This is a genomic window from Flavobacterium sp. RHBU_3, from assembly GCF_046613565.1.
Lineage (GTDB): Bacteria > Bacteroidota > Bacteroidia > Flavobacteriales > Flavobacteriaceae > Flavobacterium.
Window position 1 is genome coordinate 346,261 of the sequence record NZ_JBKJHC010000003.1, and the last position, 19,768, is coordinate 366,028.

General features: G+C 42.6%; 18 protein-coding genes and 1 tRNA gene. 12 read left to right on the plus strand and 7 right to left on the minus strand.

Translation table 11 applies throughout. The features are described from left to right. The first annotated feature begins 132 nt into the window (after positions 1-132). From ACLI1A_RS05875 to ACLI1A_RS05900, 6 genes are all read left to right on the plus strand, one after another. Positions 133-1,446, plus strand: a complete 1,314-nt coding sequence (locus tag ACLI1A_RS05875; protein WP_411407078.1) for a TolC family protein — start codon at positions 133-135, stop codon at positions 1,444-1,446. Between the two features lie 6 nt (positions 1,447-1,452). After that, positions 1,453-2,673: an efflux RND transporter periplasmic adaptor subunit gene (locus ACLI1A_RS05880; RefSeq protein ID WP_411407080.1), complete on the plus strand. Its 1,221-nt coding sequence runs from the start codon at positions 1,453-1,455 to the stop codon at positions 2,671-2,673. Between the two features lie 144 nt (positions 2,674-2,817). Next, the gene (locus ACLI1A_RS05885; RefSeq protein WP_411407082.1) at positions 2,818-3,564 is read left to right on the plus strand and encodes an ABC transporter ATP-binding protein; all 747 of its coding nucleotides are present in this window, start codon (positions 2,818-2,820) and stop codon (positions 3,562-3,564) included. Positions 3,565-3,585: 21 nt separating this feature from the next. Continuing rightward, positions 3,586-4,803 (plus strand): ABC transporter permease, encoded by a 1,218-nt coding sequence (locus tag ACLI1A_RS05890; RefSeq protein ID WP_411407084.1) that lies wholly within the window; start codon positions 3,586-3,588, stop codon positions 4,801-4,803. Beyond that, complete coding sequence (locus tag ACLI1A_RS05895) at positions 4,796-5,827, plus strand: sensor histidine kinase (RefSeq protein ID WP_411407086.1); 1,032 nt, start codon at positions 4,796-4,798, stop codon at positions 5,825-5,827. The genes ACLI1A_RS05890 and ACLI1A_RS05895 overlap by 8 nt, the downstream gene beginning before the upstream one ends. A 111-nt stretch (positions 5,828-5,938) precedes the next feature. After that, positions 5,939-6,700: a LytR/AlgR family response regulator transcription factor gene (locus tag ACLI1A_RS05900; protein ID WP_411407088.1), complete on the plus strand. Its 762-nt coding sequence runs from the start codon at positions 5,939-5,941 to the stop codon at positions 6,698-6,700. 111 nt (positions 6,701-6,811) lie between these two features. Here ACLI1A_RS05900 and ACLI1A_RS05905 read toward each other — a convergent pair. Continuing rightward, positions 6,812-6,885: transfer RNA gene (locus tag ACLI1A_RS05905), tRNA-Met, on the minus strand. A gap of 159 nt (positions 6,886-7,044) precedes the next feature. On the opposite strand from ACLI1A_RS05905, the gene ACLI1A_RS05910 reads away from it, so the two are divergent. Beyond that, positions 7,045-7,437: an START-like domain-containing protein gene (locus ACLI1A_RS05910; RefSeq protein ID WP_411407090.1), complete on the plus strand. Its 393-nt coding sequence runs from the start codon at positions 7,045-7,047 to the stop codon at positions 7,435-7,437. A 54-nt stretch (positions 7,438-7,491) separates the two neighbouring features. After that, a complete protein-coding gene (locus ACLI1A_RS05915; RefSeq protein ID WP_411407092.1) occupies positions 7,492-8,331 on the plus strand; it encodes an aminotransferase class IV in 840 nt (279 codons plus the stop codon). 10 nt (positions 8,332-8,341) lie between these two features. Here the strand turns inward: ACLI1A_RS05915 and ACLI1A_RS05920 are convergent, their stop codons facing one another. The 5 genes from ACLI1A_RS05920 to ACLI1A_RS05940 all read right to left on the minus strand — a co-directional run bounded on the left by ACLI1A_RS05920 (position 8,342) and on the right by ACLI1A_RS05940 (position 12,868). Further along, positions 8,342-8,902, minus strand: coding sequence for a YqgE/AlgH family protein (locus tag ACLI1A_RS05920; RefSeq protein ID WP_411407094.1), 561 nt, complete (start codon positions 8,900-8,902; stop codon positions 8,342-8,344). Positions 8,903-9,020: 118 nt separating this feature from the next. Then, the gene (locus tag ACLI1A_RS05925; protein ID WP_411407096.1) at positions 9,021-9,296 is read right to left on the minus strand and encodes an HU family DNA-binding protein; all 276 of its coding nucleotides are present in this window, start codon (positions 9,294-9,296) and stop codon (positions 9,021-9,023) included. A 191-nt stretch (positions 9,297-9,487) separates the two neighbouring features. After that, positions 9,488-10,435 (minus strand): methionyl-tRNA formyltransferase, encoded by a 948-nt coding sequence (gene fmt / locus ACLI1A_RS05930; protein ID WP_411407098.1) that lies wholly within the window; start codon positions 10,433-10,435, stop codon positions 9,488-9,490. After that, entirely contained in the window at positions 10,435-12,327 is a 1,893-nt protein-coding gene (locus ACLI1A_RS05935; RefSeq protein ID WP_411407100.1) for an ATP-dependent DNA helicase RecQ, read from the minus strand. The genes fmt and ACLI1A_RS05935 overlap by 1 nt, the downstream gene beginning before the upstream one ends. A 1-nt stretch (position 12,328) precedes the next feature. Then, positions 12,329-12,868: an AAA family ATPase gene (locus ACLI1A_RS05940; protein WP_411407102.1), complete on the minus strand. Its 540-nt coding sequence runs from the start codon at positions 12,866-12,868 to the stop codon at positions 12,329-12,331. Positions 12,869-13,067: 199 nt separating this feature from the next. On the opposite strand from ACLI1A_RS05940, the gene ACLI1A_RS05945 reads away from it, so the two are divergent. The 4 genes from ACLI1A_RS05945 to ACLI1A_RS05960 all read left to right on the plus strand — a co-directional run bounded on the left by ACLI1A_RS05945 (position 13,068) and on the right by ACLI1A_RS05960 (position 16,298). Further along, positions 13,068-13,238 carry a hypothetical protein gene (locus tag ACLI1A_RS05945; protein ID WP_411407104.1) on the plus strand — a complete coding sequence of 57 codons (171 nt, stop codon included), beginning with the start codon at positions 13,068-13,070 and terminating at the stop codon, positions 13,236-13,238. 163 nt (positions 13,239-13,401) lie between these two features. Further along, the gene (locus ACLI1A_RS05950; protein WP_411407106.1) at positions 13,402-14,025 is read left to right on the plus strand and encodes a hypothetical protein; all 624 of its coding nucleotides are present in this window, start codon (positions 13,402-13,404) and stop codon (positions 14,023-14,025) included. 273 nt (positions 14,026-14,298) lie between these two features. Beyond that, complete coding sequence (locus tag ACLI1A_RS05955; protein WP_411407108.1) at positions 14,299-14,529, plus strand: hypothetical protein; 231 nt, start codon at positions 14,299-14,301, stop codon at positions 14,527-14,529. A 176-nt stretch (positions 14,530-14,705) separates the two neighbouring features. Then, a complete protein-coding gene (locus ACLI1A_RS05960) occupies positions 14,706-16,298 on the plus strand; it encodes a peptide chain release factor 3 (protein ID WP_411407110.1) in 1,593 nt (530 codons plus the stop codon). A gap of 175 nt (positions 16,299-16,473) precedes the next feature. On the opposite strand, the gene ACLI1A_RS05965 is transcribed toward ACLI1A_RS05960, so the two are convergent. After that, on the minus strand, positions 16,474-19,518 hold the full coding sequence (locus tag ACLI1A_RS05965) for a T9SS type A sorting domain-containing protein (RefSeq protein WP_411407112.1): 3,045 nt from the start codon (positions 19,516-19,518) through the stop codon (positions 16,474-16,476). Positions 19,519-19,768: the final 250 nt, after the last annotated feature.

The following is a 19,768-nucleotide window of genomic DNA, read 5'->3' on the forward strand; positions in this document are numbered from 1 at the left end:
ATTCCACAGGAAGCAAGCCATAAATGCTGCTCTATATATAACATATTTACGTCGGGACAATATAGATAAACGTCGATTCTATTACACATATTTTTCAACAGTGCCGTTCCTTTGAACTGTAAATCAAGGGATATGAAAAGTATTGTAAAAATAATCATCACCATTCTCGTTGTAGTACCTTCGGCTTTTGCCCAGCAAAAAAACTGGACCCTGCAGGATTGTATCGACTATGCTACTGAACACAATATTACCATTAAGCAAAGCGAATACAATAAGCAAACCGCAGAAGTAACATACACCCAGAGTACGTACTCGAGGTTTCCTACCGTGAGTGCAACGGCAAGCCAAAACGTAAAAAACGGTAGTAGTGTAGACCCTATTACCAGTAGGTTTCTTACACAAACCATTAACTCTACCTCGGCAGGAGTGGGAGCTCAGGTTACACTTTATAACGGTAACTATATTAACAACACCATAAAGCAGAACGAACTTTATGTAGCACAAAATGAGTTTTACATCAACGAAGCTAAGAACAACATCTTACTTAGTGTAACAGAAGCTTACCTGAAAGCTGTTTACTACAAAGAGGGCATCAGCGTGGCGCAGACTGCTGTGGAATCTTCTAAAGAACAGGTAAAGCAAATGCAACAAAAACTCAAAGCCGGCTCGGTAGCGGGCATAGACGTAGCCGATTTGCAAACACAACAGGCTAACGACGAATACACCCTGGTTACCGCACAAAACAACTATCTGCAACAGCTTATTACACTAAAACAGCTACTGGAAATAGAACCGGCACAGGAATTTGATATTGCTACCCCCGACTTGCCCGAGCAAACTAATGTAGTACCAAATCTTAATGAGGTATACAACAATGCCGTAGCTACCATGCCCGAAATTAAAAGTGCCAAGTTACAGACAGACATCTATAACTACGATATTAAAAAAGCAAAAGCAGGTTACCTGCCTACCCTAAGCATGAATGCCGGCTTATACACTGGTTATACAAACAGTCAGGATTATAACTTTTCTACACAGCTCGACAACAACTTTTACCAGTCGGCCGGGTTATCGCTTAGCATACCCATTTTTAGCAACTATAAGAACAAGGCTGCGGTAGAAAAAGCCAAAATAAGCGTAGAACTTAGTAAAATCTCTACACAAAGTGAGGTAAAACAACTGTACCTGAAAGTAGAAAGCGCATGGCAAAACGCCGTATCGGTACAGAGCGAAATGAAAGCAGCCGAAGCTCTACGTAACTCGTCTAAACAGGCGTACGAAATGGCACAGAAAAAGTCGGATTTAGGCTCGCTTAGTGCTACTGATCTGCTGGTAAGCAAAAACACCTACCTCTCTGCCGAACAGAAATACCTTCAGACAAAATTCTCAAACGCACTTTATCATCAACTGTTACAATTTTATCAGGGTAACGAAATCAAATTATAATTCGCCATGAAAAACAACAAGAAAATACTCATAGCCGTTGTAGCGCTGGTAATCGTGGGACTTGGTTTATACTTCTTTGTATTCAACAAAAAAGAGCAGCCTGTTACGGTAGATACCACCACCGTAAAAAAAGGAAACATCAGCACGGTAGTTACCGCTACAGGTACTATAGAAGCCGTAAAACAGGTGGAAGTAGGTACACAGGTATCAGGTGTGGTAAAAAAGATTTATGTAGACTACAACTCCCGAGTAAAATCAGGACAGCTTATAGCAGAGCTTGATAAGGATAACCTTAACGAACTACTGGATCAGGCAAAAGCAGCTTATGACGTGGCTGTGAACGATCAAAAGTACAAGCAAACACTGTACAACAGACAAAAGCAGTTGTATCAGGCAAGTGTTATCAGTCAGGCCGATTTTCAGGAGGCCGAATATAATTTGGCTACAGCCAAAGGTACCGCTATACAAAAGCTATCTGATCTTAAAAAGGCACAAACCAATTTAGGTTATGCCAATATTTATTCGCCAATAGACGGTGTGGTACTTAGCCGAGATGTAGATGAAGGCCAAACCGTAGCCGCAAGCTACTCTACTCCTACGCTCTTTACCATAGCACAAGACCTTAAGCAAATGCAGGTAGAGGCCGATGTAGACGAAGCCGATATAGGCAATGTAAAACAAGGCCAAAGGGTAACCTTTACCGTAGATGCTTTTCAGGGTGAGGAGTTTCAGGGAACAGTTACGCAGGTAAGGCTAAACAGTACGGTAGAATCTAACGTAGTTACTTACACGGTAATTATTAAAGCTGATAATGAAAATGAAAAACTGAAACCTGGACTTACCGCTACCGTGTCTATCTATACAATGGAGGTAAAAGATGTACTTACAATAGAAGGCCAGGCGCTTAACTTTCAACCCGATTCATTACTGCTACAACAATACAATGCCATACACGGTATTACTGCCAAACCGGTAAGTATTCCTAAAAAGGCGGAAGGCGGTAACGATACTAAGAAAACCGTTTGGATAGAAACACCAAACGGGCTGGAGCCAAAAGAAGTAACCGTAGGCCGTAACGACGGTATTAATTACGAAATACAAGGCGGGCTTATCGAGGGTGAAAAAGTAGTAACCCATATGGAAGCTACCGTTACAAATACATCGCAACCGGCTGGGCAGGCATCGAGCCCGTTTATGCCAAAACCACCGGGAAGTAAAAAGAAATAATGTCTTAAAGTTTCGTAAGAACATAGATATTAATTGAGTAGGTCACGTTTTTACTGGGCAGCCGGCAACGGTTTAAGTAATCAATCTCCATGTGTATTACGCCGGTTGTCCTTTTAAAAACACTTTCTCTAAAAACTTACTAACATGAGCAAGACAATCATTAATATACAAGACCTTAAGCGCGAGTTTACCATGGGTGGTGAAACCGTAAGAGCGCTAAAAGGCATTAGCTATGCCATACAAGAAGGCGAGTTTGTTACCATTATGGGTAGCTCCGGTTCGGGTAAAAGTACCATGCTGAACATTCTCGGCTGTTTAGACCAACCCACATCGGGCCTCTATGAAATAGACGGTATAGCAGTAAAAGATTTAAGCCGAAATGAACTGGCGCGTATACGCAACCGTAAAATAGGCTTTATATTTCAGGCTTACAATCTGCTGCCTCGTACCACAGCCATAGAAAACGTAGAGCTTCCGTTGTTATACAACAGTGAGGTTTCTGCCAAAGAACGCAGGGAGCGTGCACTGCACGCACTGGATTTGGTGGGGCTTTCCGGACGCTTGCACCACACCCCCAGCCAGCTTTCGGGCGGACAGCAACAGCGTGTGGCCATAGCACGATCTCTGATAAACGATCCGGTTATTATTCTTGCCGATGAGGCTACCGGTAACCTTGATACCCGCACCTCCTACGAAATTATGGCACTGTTCCAAAAACTGAATAGTGAAGGAAAAACCATAGGATTTGTAACCCACGAACCAGATATTGCCACCTTTAGCAGCCGTACCATTGTACTAAAAGACGGTAATCTTATTAAAGATGAAATGGTACAAAACAGGCAAAACGCCGCAGCCGCTCTTGCTGCACTTCCGGTAGATGAGCATGAGTAACCTTAAAAAAAATGCACAATCATGAATTTTAGCAATCTTATAAAAATAGCCTTCAAAGCACTTAAGCTAAATAAGATGAGGGCATTTCTTACCATGCTGGGCATTATTATAGGTGTGGCATCGGTAATAGCCATGCTAGCCATAGGCGAAGGCTCTAAGCAGAGTATAAAAACGCAAATTTCGAGTATGGGGTCTAACATGATTACCATACGCCCAGGCGCAGGTATGATGGGTGGTGTACGCCAGGATCCTTCCAGCATGCAAACCCTTACCATGACCGACTTTGACAACATTAAAAAAGACGCTAAGCTGGTAGAAAATACATCGCCTATGGTAAACAGCAGCGGACAGTCCATTAACGGTTCGCACAACTGGCCTACTACCATTTACGGCGTCGCGCCCGAATACTTAGAGGTACGCGTACTGAGTGTAAAAGACGGCACCATGTTTACAGACCAGGACGTAAAGTCATCGGCTAAGGTGGCTGTAATAGGGCAAACGGTGGCGGAGAACCTGTTCCCCGATGGCAGCAGCCCTATTGGTAAAACCATTCGTTTTAACAGCATTCCGTTTAAAATTATCGGTGTACTGTCTGAAAAAGGCGAAAATACTTTTGGTCAGGACCAGGACGACGTAATACTGGCGCCCTACACTTCGGTACAAAAAAGGATATTGGCAGTAACCTATCTGCAATCTATTGTAACATCCGCCGTAAGTGAAGATGCTGCCGAGAAGGCTGTTGATGAAATAACAACCATACTTCGTGCCGACCATAAACTTGCCGAAGGCGTAAATGACGACTTTAACGTGTTCTCACAACAAGAATTGATCACCACACTCAGTTCTACCAGCGAAATGCTTACGGTACTACTTGTAGCCATAGCCGGTATATCGTTATTGATAGGTGGTATAGGTATTATGAACATTATGTACGTATCGGTTAAAGAGCGTACCCGCGAAATAGGCTTGCGTATGGCTGTAGGTGGCCGTGGCAGCGACATACTGCTGCAATTCCTTACCGAAGCCGTAATAATAAGCGTAACCGGCGGTATTATAGGTGTACTTTTAGGATTAGGTGCTACATTTGTAATATCACTCATCGGGTGGCCGGTAAGCGTTACGGTATATTCACTGGCACTGTCATTTGCCGTATGTGCTGTAACAGGTATCTTCTTTGGTTGGTACCCGGCTAAGAACGCCGCCGCACTCGATCCTATAACCGCATTGCGCTATGAATAAACTGATTAAAAACAGGTTTTTAAGGATATTGCTTCACGCACTGGTTTGGCTGGCATTGTTTTGCTTGCCTTACTTGCTCGCCTCGTCTCAAAACCTGAATGTAATGGTTGTAGCTGAGCGGGTAATCGTTCCGCTGGTGCTATCTGCCCTTTTGTTTTACATCAACTATCTGTGGCTGACGGATAGGCTTATGTTCCGGAAAAAAAGGTTGTTGTATTTCTTAATAAACATAGCGCTTATAGCATTGTTTGTCAGCTTCAGGATGTGGGCGCGCGAGTTCTTTTTTGTGCCCGATGACAATGGCCCAAGACAGAGGCCACCGGTAATATTCTTTATTTATTTTGACAGTATATCGTTTCTTATTCCGTGGGCAATAGCAGTTGCAGCCAGCGTTTTTGAACGTTGGATAAAAACGGAAGCAGAGCGCAAGGAGAGTGAAAACGCGCGTTTACAATCGGAGCTGGAACACCTGAAGTACCAGTTGCAACCGCACTTTTTCTTTAACTCGCTAAACAATATCTATGCACTGGTAGACATATCGCCTGAACAAGCGAAAGTTACCATACTGGCACTAAGCACCCTGATGAGGTACCTGCTATACGAATCAAATACCGAAAAGGTGAGCCTTACCAAGGAAGCAGAATTTTTATTACGATACATAGAACTAATGCAATTGCGCACCTCTGCAAATACGGTTATAGAAACCGATTTTGAAGAAATTCCGGAGGAGGCACAAATAGCACCGCTGTTGCTTATTCCGCTTATAGAAAATGCGTTTAAGCACGGTATTTCGGCAACAAAGCAAAACCGCATACACATTTCCATGCGGTTTACCGATGGCTGGTTGCACTTTGAAACGCGTAACGGCAATCATCCTAAAAATGAAACAGACCGCAGCGGAAGTGGCATTGGTCTTAAAAACATACAAAAGCGGCTTGAACTTATTTACCCTGACAGTTTTACCTTTAACAAGGGGGTAGAGGGAAATGAGTATACAGCAAGGCTTACATTGAAATTAGGTTAATAATTGGTTGGTTTTTTATGCCCGCAGTCATTCTATGGAATTGCTGCGGGTTCCTTTATATATTATCTATTGGCAAAAAAGTACTAACTTGTACTAAAGAATTTTACTATAATGAGCGGACTTGTAAAGTGTATTATTGTTGACGATGAGCCTATGGCACTGGCACTGCTGGAAAGCTATGTGCTTAAAACACCGTTCTTGCAACTGGTACGCAAGTGCAGTAATGCGTTTGAGGCATTACAGGCGGTAAATGAGGAAACGGTAGACCTTGTATTCCTGGACATACAAATGCCGGAGCTTACGGGTATAGAATTGTCTAAAACGCTGCCGCAACGTACCCGTGTTATCTTTACTACGGCCTTTAATGAGTATGCCCTGGATGGATTTAAAGCCCGTGCGCTGGATTACCTGATGAAACCCTTTGGGTTCGACCAGTTTTATAATGCGGCACTCAGGGCCAAGGAGTGGTTTGAGATGGTAGAAAACCAGTCTGCCACTGCTCCACCTCTTACCATAACTACAGAAACAGTAACAACTGAACCTGCTAAGGAGTTTATTTTTGTAAAATCAGAATACCGTCAGCTAAAGATAATGCTGAATGAGGTACTGTATTTTGAAGGCCTTAAAGACTACATTAAAATATGGCTGGTAAACCAACCGAAAGCGATTTTAACGTTAATGAGCCTTAAATCACTGGAAGCAGAACTGCCTGCTGATAAGTTTATGCGTGTGCACAGGTCGTTTATTATAGCCTTAGACAAAGTTGAGGTTATAGAACGCAACCAGGTAATAATAAACAAACAGCGTATTACAGTGGCAGACCAATACCGGGATAAGTTTCAGGAATACATACGTACAAACTCTATTGGATGACCTTGAAGGTTATGATTCGGCTGTCAATTTTTAGGGATAACCGGAAGAAATCATTGATAACCAGAATGCTATAAAATAAAAAATCCGAAAGAAAATTCTTTCGGATTTTAGTAGCGAAGACGGGAGTTGAACCCGTGACCTCAGGGTTATGAATCCTGCGCTCTAACCGACTGAGCTACCTCGCCATTTTTCGGTTATTCTTACAAGCTATTTGCTTGCTGAATGCGGGTGCAAATATAGTACTTTATTCAATTTGTCCAAACATATTTGTCGCAAAAAAATTATTTTTTCAAATGTTTTTTTTTGAATGTTAAAAATTATATATTTCCAAAAATATTTGACGCATGGACGAAAAAATAAAGTATGAATTGGAATTTCCGATAACATCTTCGCCTCAACTGCTTTACCAATATATATCTACACCTTCCGGCCTTTCTGAGTGGTTTGCCGATAACGTAAACTCACGTGGTGAATTTTTTACCTTTATCTGGAACGATACAGAAGAAAAAGCACGACTTTCTTCTAAAAAGAACGGTGAAAAGGTAAAATTCCGTTGGGTAGACGAAAACAACAACGACGGTGATTACTTTTTTGAGCTACGTATTTTGGTAGACGAAATCACAAAAGACGTATCGTTACTGGTAGTAGATTTTGCAGAAGAGGACGACGTACAGGAATCTAAGCAATTATGGGAAAACCAGATTTCTGACCTGAAACATGTTTTAGGATCGGTTTAAGGTTTTACAATATTATAGAGTATATTTGCCCTGAATTTTTTCAGGGCATTTTTTATGATTAACTACAACGGTGGCCTTACTGATGATGCGGCCATAGCAATTGAAGAAAACAGGGGATTTTTGTACGGTGATGCCGTTTTTGACACCTTTAAGGTACTGGACGGAAAAATACTTTTTCTGGAAGACCATTATTTCAGGTTAATGGCATCGGTACGTATTGTACGTATGGAAATTCCGCTACACTTCACTATGGAATACCTGCAGGAACAGGTAAGCATACTTGTATCTCAATTAGCCCCTGCTCCATCATACCGCGTGCGTATTACTTTTTTCAGGAAACCCGGAGGAAAGTATATGCCTGCCACACGCGAAACTGAATTTATAATTAAAGCCGAACCGCTACAGGATGCTCTTTACAGTATTTCTGAGGCCGAGTATGAAGTAGAGTTATACAAGGACTTCTACATCTCAAAACAGCTTATATCTACCCTGAAGACTAACAACCGCATTTTAAACGTTACAGCTAGCATTTTTGCCCATGAAAACGGCTATGCCAGCTGCCTGATGATAAACGACGACAAAAATGTAATTGAGGCACAGCACGGCAACCTGTTTATGCTTACGGGAAATAAACTGATAACACCACCTATTACTGACGGATGCCTTAACGGCATAATGCGCAAACAAATACTGGAACTTGCCCGTAAAACAGAAGGAATTGAAGTAGCAGAAGCTTCTATATCGCCGTTTGACCTGCAAAAGGCAGACGAACTGTTTATAACCAATGTAATTACAGGCGTGCAGCCCATAACGCGCTACCGCAAAAAAGAATTTACTGCTATTTTTTCTCCGGAAATTGTTAAACGCCTGAATGCCAAAGTAAGACTTGGTTAAAAATTGTTGGTTAATTTAAAGCCGGATTTTCGGGGGCATTACTCCATATAATGTAGTCGCCGCCCAACTCCAAAATCTTTTCTTTCCAGAATGCATTGCTCGATTTTCCAATAATGCGGTGCTGGTAGCTGTTGTGCGACACAATCCACGAACTGTCTTCCAGCTCTTCCTCAAGCTGGTTTGCAGACCATCCGCTGTATCCCAGAAAAAACCTGATATTACCCTTACTGATTTTTCCCTGGTTTATCATATCCTTAGCCAGTTCAAAATCGCCGCCCCAGTATATACCGTTAGATATTTCAATACTGTCCGGTATAAGTTCGGGTACATTGTGTATAAAATACAAATTGTCCTGCTCTACCGGGCCTCCATTGTATATCTTAAAGTGGGCATTAATCTCAGGAATGAGATCATTAATGGTAAAATCGAGAGGTTTGTTCAGGATAAAGCCTACCGAACCCTCAGCGCTATGGTCAGCCAGCAACACTACCGACCTGTTGAAAGAAAGATCTCCTATTGTTGAAGGCTCTGCCACAAGCAGATAACCTTTCTGGGGTTTTAGTGAAATCATACTCTTGCAATTTGAACTAAATTTAACAAAAAAAAGTCAGGTTCAAAAAAAAATTACAGAGTTTTAAAAAAAAAGCTTCCCTTTTAGAGGGAAGCTTTTCAGTATCTTGTAAATAGGTTTAACCGTTTACGTGTCCGTCTAGTTCGGCACCTGGCTTAAATTTAACCACATTCTTAGCAGCAATGCTGATAGATTTACCTGTTTGAGGGTTTCTTCCTTCCCTTGCAGCCCTGCCTGAAACAGAGAATGAGCCGAAGCCTACAAGTGATACCCTACCGCCATCTTTAAGAGCATTGCTCACGTTTGAAACAAATGACTCAAGTGCTTTTTTTGCGGCGCCTTTAGATATACCTGCATCTGCTGCAATAGCGTCGATTAATTCTGATTTGTTCATAATAAAAAGTAATTAATTGTTTGGTTAAAAATATCTTTTTTCCAATTCCTGTCCTACAAATTTAACAGGATTTACGAACGACGCAAGTAAATAATGATGATTTGACTTTAATTGTTGATAACTTTTTCCATAATGTTAATAAACATACTTGTTTTATTAAAATTCTCTAAAAATCATCGTAAAATATCGTATTAAATCGCCTTTGCTTCTTCTGTAAACACCATACCATTAAGCAGTTCTGCTGCATTCATCCTGCGTTTTCCAGGAAACTGAAGGCTCTTTAAAACCAAAAAACCGTCAGTTGTATATACAACAATCTTTTTATTTACAACAGTAAGCTTCCCTGCTGGGAATAAATGCTCATGTTTTTCAAACTCAGCCTCGTATACTTTTACATTCCATTCCTCACCCTTATCGGCAATAAATGTCCATGCAGCAGGGTAAGGCGACAGCCCTCTTATCTGGTTATAAATTTCCTGGCCGGGCCTGTTCCAGTCTATCTTACAATTATCCTTATTAAGTTTATAAGCTGTTTTTACATCTCCGTCTTGCGGCTGCAGGGTTGTTTGTACACTACCTGCTTCTATAAGCACTAATGTTTTTACCACAGCATTCTTGCCCAGCTCCATAAGTCGGTCATGAAGTTGACCCGCGGTTTCGTTCGCACCTATTTCAGTCTCTTCCTTAAGTATCATGGCACCGGTGTCTATTTTATCGTCTATGAAAAAAGTAGTAACCCCGGTACGCTCTTCGCCGTTAATTACCGCCCAGTTTATAGGAGCTGCCCCCCTGTACTGCGGCAATAATGATGCATGCAGATTAAACGTACCTAATTCAGGCATTTTCCATACCGCCTCTGGTAGCATACGGAATGCCACTACCACCTGCAGGTTTGCCCCAAGTGATTTCAGTTCGCCCAAAAAGCCTTCATCTTTAAGGTTTGTGGGCTGCAACAGGTTCAGTCCTTTTTCCAGCGCATATTCTTTTACAGCGCTGTACTTAATTTTTTGCCCACGCCCTGCCGGTTTATCGGGTGCTGTAATTACACCTACAATATCATAATTACGCTGGTAAATGGCATCGAGTATACCCACTGCAAATTCGGGTGTACCCATAAAAACTATCTTAAGCTTGTTCATTATACAAGTATATATTCGTTATTGGTATTTATTGTTATTCTCCTGGCATTTAAAAGCAGTTGTACGGCCTGCACCACCTCTTCAGGCAATAAATCAAGCTCCTGCCCTATTCCCTGCGAAGATAGCGGCTTTTGCCCAAGCAAGCCTAATATGGCCGTAGCAGTTTCAATAGGGCTTTGTATTTGCCTTTTTTGGGTAATACAATACGAACAAATACCGCAGTCCTCTTTTACCTCTTCATCAAAATATTCAAGTATCAGGCGGCTCTTACAATGGGTAGTATCAGTTATGTATTGCACCACACTTTCAAATTGTTCTTTCTTGATACTGTTTTGCTGCTCAAGGTACTTGGCTATACGGTTTACGGTATGATCATCTTCTCGCACTTCGTTAAACACAATACTACTGTCATTTCCCAATGCCCGTAATGAAAGTACTCCCTGGGCTTCCATCCGGCGCAGCATTTGCATAAATACATCAATCGAAATCTTAGCCTTTGCAGCTACCATACCGGCATTAACAGCCGTTTCCATATCAAAGATACCCGTATAGCTGCGCAGCAATACCAGTATGGCCTCCTCATCGGCCGGGTTAAGGCTGGTATAGCGCACCACTTCCCTACTGGGGATGATAAACTGTACATACACCTTCTCTGTAAACTCCTGCGAAAGTGTAAGCACACCCTGCCTGTCTAGAAACTGTAACGTATGATATGCCTTTACAGCTGGGAAATTATATTTTTTACAAAAATCATTAAAATTAAAAGGATACACCTCACCGGGACCTTCGCCATAAGCTATCTGTAAAAAGGCATTAAGTTTAAGGTATACCTGTTTCAGGAAAGCCCTGTCTGCCAGTCCATCTATAAACTGACCTTTAGCCATAGTAATATCTGTAGGATGCATCAATACCACACCAAAGCTCTTTTCGCCGTTTCGGCCTGCACGGCCTGCCTCTTGGTAATAGCTTTCCAGGTTTTCGGGTAGCTGTATATGGGTTACGGTTTTTACATCTGGTTTGTCTATCCCCATTCCAAAAGCGTTTGTAGCTACCACCACCTGGCAGTCATTTTGTAGCCACGCCTGCATATTAGCCGTTTTTTCTTTCTCTTTTAACCCGCCGTGATAGTAAGTAGCAGTAAACCCCATAGACTGCATCTGACGAGAAACATCATGGCAGGCACGGCGGTTTCGCACATATACAATAGCCGAACCTGTATTCTTAGTAAGTATTTGTTGCAGGCGCGTAAGCTTGTCTTCGCACTCAAAAACCATATAGGCAATATTAGGCCGTGCGAAAGACTTTTTAAATACCTGTGGATCATTTAGCCCCAGGTGCTTTATTACATCTTCCTGCACCCTGTGTGTAGCCGAAGCCGTAAGCGCAATAAAAGGCACTTTGGGCAAATGCTTTTTGAGCAAAGAAATTTTAAGATAAGCCGGACGGAAATCGTGTCCCCATTGTGATACACAGTGTGCTTCATCAATAGCCACAAGATTTATGGGAAGTTCTTTTATACGGTCTATAATCCAGTCCGATTCTAAACGTTCCGGTGAAAGGTATAAGAATTTGTAACCGCCAAACTTACAATTATCAAGCTGGTTACTTATTTCATCTTCGCTAATACCACCTGTAAGTGCTATGGCGTTAATATCTCTTTTTTGAAGGTTTTGCACCTGGTCTTTCATCAGGGCAATAAGCGGCGACACCACCAGGCAAAGCCCATCCTGCATCATGGCCGGCACCTGAAAACAAATTGATTTTCCACCACCCGTAGGCATAAGGGCAAAAGTATCCCGGCCGCTGAGCACTGAGGTTATAATTTCCTCCTGCGGCGCCCTGAAGCTATCGTGGTTCCAGTATTTTTTTAGGACTTGTAAAGCCTGCTGCATACTATTTAAAAAGATGCCCTAAGATAAAAAGAATTCTGCTTTCGGGCGTATCTTTTGGTACTTCAATAAGATCGTAACCATAGTTACGGTAGGTTTCCTGCAGGTGTAGCGATATTAGCTTGGCCTGCTCATAATTTTCATAGCGGGCTTCATCGGCAGTGTATATTTCTTCCCATGGCGGCAAAAAGAATATTTTATGGTACACATGGTCTTTACACGCCTGGTCAAAAAACGGTGGGTACGAGTCTCCTATATAATGCATATAGGCCAGCACATCCGGAATTCCCCTGTCTATAAACACCACCTCAGCTTCTTCGGCAAGTGCGTTATGAAACTGTTTTTTGCGTCCTTCTAAAAGCAATTCGCTAAACAACAATGGTTTTTCCAGGAACAATTGTTCTATCCCCTGCTTGCGCGCCTCAAGTGTTACCTCGCGCGAAATTTCAGGATAGCACATATACCCCTGCTCTGTAAGTTTTTCTATTAGTGTGGTTTTTCCACTACCGGGACCACCTATTAATACCACTACCTGTTTGCCCACTGTTTTGTTTTATAAAGCCGCAAAGGTAATTGAAAGCCGTCTAATTACAAAAACAGCTTTTCAAGCTATATGAAAAACAGAAAATCATAAAAAATGTTAAATTCAAGCATTAAATTCACAAAAATCTCACAACCTCATACTTTTAAGAAACTTTCCACGTATATTTATGGAGAAGTTTAATGCATAATTGGAGAACGCTATGAAGAAGTTAATGACATTTGCCGGATTTGAGGCGGCAGTAGACGAGCGCTACAACAAAAAGAGGTATGCATATTACCGTTCTTTTAAGACAAAAAATACAATGATGGTTTACATACAGGTAGCTATAGCAGTTGCCGTAAGCATCAGGTTATTGTATATTTTCCTGTAAGCACGGCTTGTATGGAAAAGGAAAGCCCCACGCTAAGCGTGGGGCTTTTTGTTTAAAAGAATATTTTACATTTATAATAAACAGAAATTTTAACAGCGGCTATACCTTGGGGATAGCACCTAAGTACTGTACATTTGCTAAATACCATTTTTACACATTAATTATGAAAAAACTATTTGCACTTATCTCGGCATCTATAATATTGATATCATGTGGCGGTAAGGAGGCTACCACCTATGCGTCGCCAATACAACTGCAGCCCTCTCCCGAAAAAGGACTGGCTATAGGCACCATTACCTTTGAGGGGGATATACCGGTTAATGAAATTTACCGTTTTTTTTATGAAGCCACCTCTGGGGATAAATCCTTTAAAAAAGAGAATGCCGGAAAAATAATGATTATTACCCGACAAAAAGAACAAAGAGGCTGGAAAGGCGATTTTGATGACACTAAAACTTACCTTGTTGTTATAGAACGCGAAGCAGGCAACTATGCTTTTACTAACTATACTTACCTGAACCGTTTAGGGCCAACAGGAGAAGTTAGCTACAGCGATACATTTGCCATTCCTTTCGAGATAAAAAAAGGTGGCATTACCTATTTTGGCAACCTAAATTATGTAGATAAAGTAGTAAAAGGAGAGCCCAGAATTTTTGTTGCGGACTATTTTGGCAAAGACTTGCCTCAATTTGAAAAGAAATATCCTACAATAAACTGGAACAACACTGAAAACCAAACCCCTAAAAAAGGCGATACAGGAAAGGGGCTTGTAGATTTCAGGTTTTAAAACGCCGAAACGTACAATTCTAAATAATATTGTAAAGAGGCGATATATTTATTAAATAAATTTCATCAAACGATACCCTATTGCATAAAAGTTTGAAAAAATGATATTATTTTAAGATGTGAAAATTTAATTTTATTTGAAATTTTAACAGTATTCACATCGTAAAAAACAACAAAAAAGATATTCAAATGTTAAATTATTAAATTTTAACATTTTACACCTTACATAATTCATGCAAAAATGTAATTTTACCTTAACCTAAAATTAAAGCTTATGGAGAAAATTACCCTTGACGCTATGCAAAATTTCATTGTTGACAACGAGCTGACCGATAGCATTGCTATTTCGTTGCATCCTGAAAGCTTCGATGAGCTTGTACTGGATTATCTAGATGCAAACGGGCTGCTGCTACAGCGCCCTTTCGAGATTCTCGGTATCGAAATCCTTCAGGACGTAACAGGATTTGTTGCAAGAAATGAAGTTAAATTACTGGGAGTGGCATAACCACCCGCCTAAAAATCAGAAAAACCGCCTAAAATTTTTAGGTGGTTTTTTTTTGTCCCAAACTTTTTAATACACAATAAACGGTATTAATCTCTCCACCCCTACTTTACAACTTCACACTTTATGACTTTATGACTTAAAAGTGTACTTTTGCACTCTCAAACAAATAAGTTGAAATGAGTTTTATAGACGAGATAGCACGCAGGCGAACCTTTGGTATCATATCGCACCCCGATGCCGGTAAAACCACCCTTACCGAAAAACTACTTCTTTTCGGTGGGGCTATTCAGGAGGCCGGTGCCGTAAAAAGCAACAAGATTAAAAAGGGCGCTACCAGCGACTTTATGGAAATAGAGCGCCAGCGTGGTATATCGGTGGCTACATCGGTACTTGCCTTTAACTATAAAGACAAAAAAATAAACATCCTGGATACCCCGGGTCACAAGGACTTTGCAGAAGATACCTTCCGTACGCTTACCGCGGTAGATAGTGTTATTGTGGTAATAGACGTGGCAAAGGGTGTAGAGGAACAAACCGAAAAGCTGGTGCAGGTGTGCCGTATGAGGAATATTCCCATGCTGGTATTTATAAACAAACTGGACCGTGAAGGTAAGGATGCCTTTGACCTAATGGACGAAGTGGAACAAAAACTTCAGCTTAAGGTTACCCCGCTGAGTTTCCCGATAGGTATGGGTTATGATTTCCAGGGGATATACAACATCTGGGAAAAGAACATTAACCTGTTTAGCGGCGATAGCCGTAAGGATATTGAAGACACCATAGCGTTTAACGATATTAATAACCCCGAACTTGATGAGCTTATTGGTGCCAAGCCTGCAGAAAAACTGCGCGAAGAACTGGAACTGATAGACGAAGTATACCCTCCGTTTGATCGTCAGGCATATCTTGAAGGTAAGCTGCAACCGGTATTGTTTGGTTCGGCATTAAATAACTTCGGGGTACGCGAACTATTGGACTGTTTCATAGAAATAGCCCCTACACCTCGCCCTAAAGAAAGCGATACTCGACTTGTAGAGCCCGACGAAAAGAAATTCAGCGGATTTGTATTTAAGATACACGCTAACATGGACCCTAAGCACCGCGACCGCCTTGCGTTCGTAAAAATTGTTTCGGGTACCTTTGAGCGAAACAAGCCGTACCTGCACGTGCGTCAGGGCAAAAACCTGAAATTTAGTAGCCCGAATGCGTTCTTTGCGGAAAAGAAAGAGGTTGTGGATATATCTTACCCGGGTGATATTGTAGGTTTACACGATACGGGCAACTTTAAAATTGGAGATACCCTTACCGAAGGCGAAAACATGAACTTCAGGGGGATACCGAGCTTCTCGCCTGAGCATTTCCGATACATAAACAACGCCGACCCGATGAAGGCCAAGCAGCTTGAAAAAGGTATCGACCAGCTGATGGACGAGGGTGTGGCGCAGCTGTTTACCCTGGAACTGAACAACCGTAAGGTTATCGGTACTGTGGGCGCACTTCAGTACGAGGTTATCCAGTACAGGCTGGAGCACGAATACGGTGCCAAGTGTAGCTACGAGAACTTCCCGGCATATAAAGCATGCTGGGTAAGGCCGGAAGACCCTAAGAATGCCGAGTTCCTGGAATTTGCAAGGATAAAGCAGAAGTTTATGGCCAAAGACAAATACGGCCAGCTGGTATTCCTTGCCGACTCTGAATTCTCTATACAGATGGCACAGCAAAAATACCCAAGCGTAAAGCTGTTCTTCACGTCTGAAGAAATACGATAATATAAGGGAACTCCCCTTCCATTTCGACTGAAGCGAAGCGAAATGGAGAAATCTCAGGACTTTAATTAAAGAGATTTCTCGACTACACTGCGTTTCGCTCGAAATGGAAAAGCGCAAATAACAACAAAGGCTCCAAAAAGGAGCCTTTGTTTATTATAATCAGGTAACTAAAAAATTAATCCTTAAGCACTTTTACAGTACGCGTACCCGAAACAGTTTCCACTTTTACAAGGTAAGCAGCCGGTTGCAGTGCCGAAAGGTCTACTGCAGCGTTTGTGGTTTGGGGCGCAACTTCCAGTACCTGTTGGCCCAGCAGGTTGAACACAACCACGCGGCGAACATTGTCCTGCGCATTAATGTTCATAACATTGCGTACCGGGTTAGGATATAGTGTAAACAGTTTACCGTTCACATTATCCGTACCAAGGTCTATATGGGCAGTTATAGCCAAAGCCTCACTCTCACAATCGCCCTGCACCGAAACGGCGTAGTAGATTGTATTATCTTCTAAAACAGTATCTTCAGTCAACGGCATGATAAGGTCTGCATCGGCATACCATACTATAGCAATACCTGTAACCTCAAGTGATGCAATAGTTTCACCCGACACAAAACTTTGGTCGGCTTCGCCTTCAGGCTGGGCAACAGTAGTTAAAGTCACAGCAATAGCAGTACGGGCACTTTCGCAGCCGTTAACCGTTTGCGAAACATAGTATAAAGAAAGTCCTGCTTCTATAGCAGTATCTTCGGCAAGAGCCTCACCACCTGTAGCTTGTGCATACCATTGCAGGTTATCGCCTTCTACTATAATATCACTTACAACAGCATCACCACAAAGTATTACAGTAGCATCAGCAGGCGCCTCAGGTACGGTATTAACAATAACCTCAACAGCCGTACGTGGGCTTTCGCAGCCGTTAGTGGTTTGGGTAGCGTAGTAGGTGCCGGTAGCAACGGCAGCAGCAGGGCTAAGCGGTGTAACAGCATCTTCGGTAGCATACCACATTACATCCTCGCCTGTAGCTATTAAATCGCTCACTTGCGTAGTGCCACAAAACGTTTGGGCTTCAACCACAGGGGCAGTGGCAACTTCGTGTACGGTAACGGTTACCGTAGTTTTAGGGCTTTCGCAGGCCGTAATGGTTTGAGATGCATAGTATGTACCGGTAGCAAGGGCTGCATCGGCAGCAAGCGGGGTGGTATCGGCCTCAGTAGCGTACCACTGTATACCGTTACCCGAAGCCATCAGCTCAGCCACAGTAGCGCTTCCGCAGAAGTATTGGGCCTGGGCTACCGGAGCAGAAGGAACTGTATTTATAATAACAAGGAACGCCACACGGGCACCTTCACAATTGTTCACCGTTTGAGATACATAGTAAATACCCGTTTGCAGTGCAGTATCTGTAGAAAGGGCTTCACCACCTGTAAGAGTTGTATAGTAAAGTGGCGATGCACCTTCGGTTACGGCAAGGTCGCTTACAAGGGCTTCACCACAAAATACCTGAGGGGCAATAGTAGGCACCGCAGGGATATCGTATACCGTTACCACTACAGCAAGGCGCGGGCTTTCGCAGCCGCCTATGGTTTGCGTAGCATAGTAGGTAGCAGTAGTAAGGGCGGTATCTACAGTTAGTGGTGTAGTATCGGTTTCATTAGCATACCACACTACGGCAGCACCTTCGGCAACAAGGCCAGACACAAACCCGGAACCACAAAACTGTTGGGCCACAGCCACAGGAAGCTCAGGCACTTCATTAACCGTTACAGCCACAGCAGATTTAGGGCTTTCGCAGCCGTTTACCGTCTGGCTTACATAATAGGTAGCAGTAGCAAGGGCTACATCGTCAGCAAGTGGAGTGGTATCAGCTTCAGCAGCATACCATTTCAGGTTGTCGCCTGTAGCCATAAGTCCGCCCACAGTACCCGAACCACAAAACAATTGGGCTTCTGCAACCGGAGCAGCAGGTATAGGGATAATGGTAACCTGTGTTAGTGCGCGTGGGCTTTCGCAACCGTTTATGGTTTGAGAAACATAGTAGTCTCCCGTTTCAAGAGCAGTTTCAGCAGTAATGGCAGTACCCCCGGCAGCATCGGTATACCAAAGCAGGGCTGTTCCGGTTGCAACCAATTGGTTAGCCGTAGCAGCACCACAAAAATACTGTGTAGCAGCAACTTCAGGGGCAACCGGTATCTCATTAACGGTAACCACCACCGGAAGCTTCTCGCTTTCGCAGTTGGCTATCACCTGGCTAACATAATACGTAGCAGTAGTTAGGCTCGCAGTTGATGCAAGTGCTTCGGTAGCCGTTTCGCTACCGTACCATTTTATGGTTCCGGCGCCTGTGGCTACAAGGTTAGCCACAGTGGCACTTCCACAAAACATCTGCGCAGCAGCAACAGGTTGTTCTACTACACCGCAGGCAGGCACTACTACGGTTATCACATTAGAGTTAGCCGAAATCATTTCGTTTATCTCAGTCCTTACCCTGTAATAATAGGTAGTGTTTGGTTGTATACCAAGGTGTACAAAAAGAGACAATCCGTTAACAGCTACGTTGTCATAATCTTCCAGAATATTGGCAAAACTTGGAGTATCACTTACATCAACACGGTAGCCTGTGGCACCGGTTACGGCATTCCAGTTGGCTGTAAAACCTGCTGTTGTAAGCTCAGTAGCCGGTGTTGCAAAAGGTGGGGCTATGCTTACCTCACCTGCAATAACCAGTGTCTTGGCATGGCTGTAGCCAAGTCCCGATGTAGAGCCCGGCGCGCGCTGCACGGCTATGGTTATGGTATTGCCCGATGTAACCAACTGGTTAGCTTCAGGCACGGCAAGTTCACTAATAGCAGTACCACCACTACAGCTCGATGAGCCAGCCACCACGCTTACAGGGCCGGTAGCTACGCCGTTATTAGTAACTTTAAAATTGAAATTAGTTGGCCCTGAATTACTACGTACCCCTGTACCATTTACAGAGGTTACTGTAAAACTGTACCCGGGTTGCGCCTGCAATACAAGGGTGGTTACAGCATTGCCCCCGTTAGAAGTAGTTACACACGATGTAACACCATCATAAGAAACAATAGAAATACCTGTGGGTAGGCCTGAAGGACCGCCGAATCCGTGTGTAAGGGTGTAGGGCACCTGTGCACTGCAAACAGCAGCAAAAATCAGGAAAAACGCCAGGAAGCGCTTTTCCAAAAGCAACATTTTAATCATTTTTAGCTCTGGTTTTTAATTAGGTTTATCAAACAGCTAAAAATATAAGTTTAGACTAACGAAATCGTTTCAGAAACTTAAAACTTAAATTAAACAATTGTTAATCAACAAGAAACAAAAACTTTAATAGTAAGTTTTCTTGTAGACTTGCGTAAATTTTTCGTTTTTAATGGATGGATAGTAGTATCTTTAAGATGTAATTTTCATGGATTTTTTAGAGAACTTACATCAGGCTAATACATATCATAAA

Coding starts and splice junctions, on each gene's coding strand:
- fmt (WP_411407098.1), bottom strand. CDS start 10,435: ATGAACAAGCTTAAGATAGTTTTTATGGGTACACCCGAATTTGCAGTG.
- ACLI1A_RS05945 (WP_411407104.1), top strand. CDS start 13,068: ATGAAGAAGTTAATGACATTTGCCGGATTTGAGGCGGCAGTAGACGAG.
- ACLI1A_RS05890 (WP_411407084.1), top strand. CDS start 3,586: ATGAATTTTAGCAATCTTATAAAAATAGCCTTCAAAGCACTTAAGCTA.
- ACLI1A_RS05965 (WP_411407112.1), bottom strand. CDS start 19,518: ATGATTAAAATGTTGCTTTTGGAAAAGCGCTTCCTGGCGTTTTTCCTG.
- ACLI1A_RS05935 (WP_411407100.1), bottom strand. CDS start 12,327: ATGCAGCAGGCTTTACAAGTCCTAAAAAAATACTGGAACCACGATAGC.
- ACLI1A_RS05955 (WP_411407108.1), top strand. CDS start 14,299: ATGGAGAAAATTACCCTTGACGCTATGCAAAATTTCATTGTTGACAAC.
- ACLI1A_RS05910 (WP_411407090.1), top strand. CDS start 7,045: ATGGACGAAAAAATAAAGTATGAATTGGAATTTCCGATAACATCTTCG.
- ACLI1A_RS05920 (WP_411407094.1), bottom strand. CDS start 8,902: ATGATTTCACTAAAACCCCAGAAAGGTTATCTGCTTGTGGCAGAGCCT.
- ACLI1A_RS05895 (WP_411407086.1), top strand. CDS start 4,796: ATGAATAAACTGATTAAAAACAGGTTTTTAAGGATATTGCTTCACGCA.
- ACLI1A_RS05880 (WP_411407080.1), top strand. CDS start 1,453: ATGAAAAACAACAAGAAAATACTCATAGCCGTTGTAGCGCTGGTAATC.
- ACLI1A_RS05875 (WP_411407078.1), top strand. CDS start 133: ATGAAAAGTATTGTAAAAATAATCATCACCATTCTCGTTGTAGTACCT.
- ACLI1A_RS05925 (WP_411407096.1), bottom strand. CDS start 9,296: ATGAACAAATCAGAATTAATCGACGCTATTGCAGCAGATGCAGGTATA.
- ACLI1A_RS05950 (WP_411407106.1), top strand. CDS start 13,402: ATGAAAAAACTATTTGCACTTATCTCGGCATCTATAATATTGATATCA.
- ACLI1A_RS05885 (WP_411407082.1), top strand. CDS start 2,818: ATGAGCAAGACAATCATTAATATACAAGACCTTAAGCGCGAGTTTACC.
- ACLI1A_RS05915 (WP_411407092.1), top strand. CDS start 7,492: ATGATTAACTACAACGGTGGCCTTACTGATGATGCGGCCATAGCAATT.
- ACLI1A_RS05900 (WP_411407088.1), top strand. CDS start 5,939: ATGAGCGGACTTGTAAAGTGTATTATTGTTGACGATGAGCCTATGGCA.
- ACLI1A_RS05960 (WP_411407110.1), top strand. CDS start 14,706: ATGAGTTTTATAGACGAGATAGCACGCAGGCGAACCTTTGGTATCATA.